At 60.5% G+C, this 4438-nt stretch carries 3 protein-coding genes; all 3 read left to right on the plus strand.

Annotation, left to right across the window (positions count from 1 at the left end):
- The first annotated feature begins 693 nt into the window (after positions 1–693).
- Positions 694–3408: a Rib/alpha-like domain-containing protein gene (locus Q0216_RS10185; RefSeq protein ID WP_298595126.1), complete on the plus strand. Its 2715-nt coding sequence runs from the start codon at positions 694–696 to the stop codon at positions 3406–3408.
- A gap of 129 nt (positions 3409–3537) precedes the next feature.
- Complete coding sequence (locus Q0216_RS10190) at positions 3538–3990, plus strand: helix-turn-helix transcriptional regulator (RefSeq protein ID WP_298595129.1); 453 nt, start codon at positions 3538–3540, stop codon at positions 3988–3990.
- Between the two features lie 132 nt (positions 3991–4122).
- The coding region (locus Q0216_RS10195) for a TGS domain-containing protein (RefSeq protein WP_366139832.1) at positions 4123–4438 on the plus strand (316 nt) is incomplete at its 3' end.

Consider the following 4438-nt stretch of genomic DNA (forward strand, 5'->3'; position numbering starts at 1 on the left):
TGGCTTAGGATTCCTGGAATGCACGGCGAAGAACGTCCTGTGCGGGGGAGTGTGGTGCATGCATGGTTACACGCTGCCAAACACACAAAAACTTTGAGGTTTGACCTAAATCTTAGTGTTTTGGGTGGGTTTTGTGGGTCTATAGGGGTGAAACAAAGGGGTTCCTATGAGTGCGGCCCCTGCTCGAAAGTTGCTGATCTGGCGTACGGGAGCCCCTGTTTCGGTGATTGAGACCATATCTACCCCGGTGCAGAATCTCAAATTGTGGGCACGTGTGAGGAATTCAACAGGAGGTTTCGGCGCGTCTTTCAAGGAACTTCAAGGTTTAAGGTTTAGTTTCTCGTGCGCATTTTTCGTTTTCTTTGGATCACCCTCGCTTGACTAGGCATAAAGCCTAAACACCGGGGTGCAAATTCTGTTTTTCCAAACGTCAATAAATGCACAAAGGTGTAAAGAAATATGAGTCTAAACCTGAACCTTTATCAAAAAATCGGTGCCCCAAGTCACAAACTCGTTTTGCGTTCGCCCCAAAGACTATGTAGGGTATGGGGATTATCTGAGAGTTTCCTGAAAATTCCTGCCAGAAGATCAGGACCCACCCGGGCACACCCTCAGATGAATATTTCACTCACGTCCGTGTTTGTTCATACAAACGCACTCACTCAAACAAGCCGACACGAACGGAAGAAAAACATGACCACAACTGCATCCAAAAACCCGGCACAGCGCCCGGCAAACCGCCGCCGTGCCACCATCGCTGCCTCCGCAGCACTGGCAACCGTCATCACCGGCGCGAACCTCCCCGCGACCTTCGGTGCAACCGCCTCCACCCGCAACGTAGCCGGTACCACCTGCGTCGACGCAGGCTACCGCACCGTGCCGACCCTTGCGAACATCACCAACGTGGCGCCCGGTCCGACCTGCTACTGGAACCCCGACCAGCAGGCACAGACCATTGACACTCTCGCAGCGGTCAACTCCTCCCTGACCAAGGAGCAGCTGACCACCACCGAGAACACCTCGCCCCTGAGCGGCAAGCTCGCCAGCGACTCCTTCGCAGCCCAGAAGCTCACCGGCACCGAAGCCGTCGCCGCCAACAGCAGCGAAATCAGCCGCACCTTCCTCGAATACACCGCCGATGCGGGCAACCACCCCGTCACCACCGCCATCAACGCGGGCACCGTGAACAAGGACCGCGCCCAGACCGTCGGCGGCCACGAGAACATCCCGACCCTCGCCGTGAACTCCGCGAACCCGTACCAGGAGTACGTCGAGGTCGTCTCCCGCGACAACCGCGTCAACGCCAACGCGGAGAACAAGCGCATCCTCACCGGCGGCATCCCGATCCCGAAGTGGCTTGCCGAGGACCACGGCCTCTCCGGCGACCAGTCCGTCGCCCTGTACGACGAGGCGACCGGCATCTGGCGCTCCTACTTCAAGTTCGTCAAGGACGCAGACGCACAGACCTACACCAGCACCGCCCGCGTGCAGGTCGGCGGCGGCAACGTATCCACCCCCACCAGCGCCAAGATTCAGTACGATAGCGTCGGCCGCGGCAACGCGGGTCAGACCGTCACCATCAAGGCACCCGTGAGCATCGACGCGAAGTCCGGTAGCGCCCGCACTTCCTACCCGATTGCTCGCGGCGCGAAGTTCCGCCTGGCAAAGAACGTGCCCGGCGCGTCCATCAACGAGACCACCGGCGAGATTACCTACAAGATCCCGGCAGGCACCAAGGGCACCGTGGACATCCCCGTCGCGGTTGACTACCCGGCAACCTACCACGTGTCCTCCGGCGGCTATATGCTCGCTAAGCCGAACTTCGGCGGCGTGGGCGAAGACAACTACTGGCTGACCCTCAAGAACGGCACCTCCTCCGTGGTGGGCATGGCAAACGAGCTCACCCAGATCGGTGTGGACGAGCTCAAGGCAGGCAAGATCAACCACATGGTGTCCATCACCGCGGCTGATTATGCGGCGATGACTGCCTCCTTCCCCGCAAAGGGCACCGACGGCAAGATTGATGCGAGCAAGTACCCGAACGCACCCCGTGCGGGTCAGCGTGGCTTCCTGCCCGCAAGCTTTGACGTGGAGGAGCACCTGGCAAACACCGGCCACGCCGACGACCAGCTCACCCGCATGATTCTGACCGCCATGAAGGAATACGGCTTCATCCTCACGGACCACAACCTCTTCACCAACGCATTCAACCTGGAGGCGGCAAGCTCCTACGCACCCTACGCCCGCCAGGGTAAGAACGTGTACAAGGAAGACCCGCAGCTGGCGGCAATGTTCGCGAACTTCGTTCCCAGCGGCTTCACCGGCAACCAGTTCCCCTGGCAACAGGTGCAGTGGATGCCCGTGAACTACACCGAGTCCGCTGAGAACACCGCACGCCGTGAGGGTACCCAGGTTCTGCCGCAGAGCAACAACCAGGCAGCCAACTCGAACGCTGACGCACACAAGATTGCCCGCCCGGTGACCGTGCGCCGTTCCACCGTGCGCACCCCCAAGGCTGAGCGCATCAGCGATGCCGAGACCCAGAACGCGGCAGTGAACCAGTCTTCGGACGCCGTGAAGTTCAAGTACCCCTCGGATTCCTACGGTAAGACCGGCACCGGCTCCGGCGTGATCTACCAGCCCGCTGAGCATCACGCCACCGTCTACGCCGGTGAGACCGCAGTCGCGCAGAGCGTGCATCAGTCGCACAAGGTGTCCCCGAACTACCGTTACGCCCGCGACTACAACTTCCAGGAAATCGAGCAGACTCCGAACTTCAAGCCCAGCCGCTGGGTCAACAAGGAGAAGGTCAATACTGCTGGCGGCCAGTTCTCCAGCGCGGAGACCGGCATCCGTTTTGCCTCCAACGGCAAGACCGGCACCTACTCGATTGACCTGAACACCCACGAGGTCACCGGCACCACCTGGGACCTGCGCCGCGATAACGGTACGAACATCACCGTGAACCGCACCGGCAAGGCGAGCGCACGCATGTCCGATGTGAAGGCGAAGAAGGGCGCAGCCGCACAGCTGTACTCGATTCCGCTGAAGGTGCACGTGGTCGACAAGAACAGCCCCATCGCGCGTGAGGACTCCGTCTCCCTGTACTCGGGCACCACCCAGAACGTGGCGGTCCTGAACAACGACGAGGCGTCCTTCGGCGCATACAGCCGTGGTGAGACCGTGAAGAAGCTGGAGCTGCTCAACCAGCGCGGCCAGGCCGTCAGCGCATACAGTGACGAGTACGGCACCTACCGTGTGGTGACCCTGCCCGACGGCACCCAGGGCATCGCGGTTTCTGCTAAGAATAAGCAGGGCTTTGCACCGCTGGTTCGCTACCGCGCAGTGACCGACAAGGGCGTGAAGTCCGCTGAGGGTTACCTGCAGGTGGCAGTCGCTAACCGCTAGCGGCCGCGCATGTAGTATTAGCGCACTTCAAGAGCGCACGTAGGGGAGAGGGGCACGCTCAAGAAGGCACGCCGCGCAGGCGTCACTTTCTTGACGTGCCCCCTTACCTGTGCATAAGGTGAAAATACTATGACTCAGAGCCAGCACACAGACCACACCGAAACCACCCACAACCACCCCGCAGAACATGTAGCGGCGCACATCGCCGAGCACGCCGCGGAGCATGCCTCAGCGCACGCCCATGAGGTGCCCGCTAACGCGCCCCTCCTCGAAGGCAGCTGCCCCAAGGACTGGGAGGAGCAGTTCGGCCCGTCCGTGGCGATTTTCTCTGCGCTCGCGAACCCGCTGCGCCTGGCGATTGCGCACCACCTGATGCACCGCCCGCACAGCGTGAGTGAGTTGCATACCTGCCTGGGTATTTCGCAGCCGCTCGCCTCGCACCATTTGCGTATCCTGCGTGAGGCGCACGTGATTGATCGTGAGCAGCAGGGCCGCACCACCATTTACCGTCTGAAGGACGACCATATTAGCCACATTGTGGTTGACGTGTATGAGCATACGCGTGAGCATCATGCGGACTAGTCTGCCCTCAAGCTGAGCGTTGGCTGGGAGCCGTTGTAAGATGGTGTGTGTCCGTGCACCTGTACAGTGCGGAATAGTATGCGCACCCGCGGCGCCCCGAGTGGCACGCTTGCGCCTGAGTTAAGGAGACTTATGTCTGCCGCTGATTCTTCAGCAATTGTTATTAGCGTTTCTGGTGAGGAGCGCGAGGTCACCGCGAAGACTGCCGCTGAGCTGTTCGCTGACGACCCGAAGATCGTTGTGGCACGCGTGAACGGCGTGCTCGTTGATCTCTCCCACGAGCTGTCTGCTGGCGACTCCGTTGAGCCGGTTTTCATTCACGAACCGGACGGCCTGAACGTTCTGCGCCACTCTGCTGCGCACGTGATGGCGCAGGCGGTGCAGGAGTACCGTAAGGACGCCAAGCTGGGCATTGGCCCGTACATTACTGACGGCTTCTACTTTGACT

Origin of the sequence: uncultured Rothia sp. (assembly GCF_937976295.1) — a bacterium.
In the GTDB taxonomy this organism is placed as follows: Bacteria; Actinomycetota; Actinomycetes; order Actinomycetales; family Micrococcaceae; genus Rothia.

Excerpts from the sequence above, each read along its gene's own strand:
- Q0216_RS10185 (WP_298595126.1), top strand. The coding sequence starts at position 694 with ATGACCACAACTGCATCCAAAAACCCGGCACAGCGCCCGGCAAACCGC.
- Q0216_RS10190 (WP_298595129.1), top strand. The coding sequence starts at position 3,538 with ATGACTCAGAGCCAGCACACAGACCACACCGAAACCACCCACAACCAC.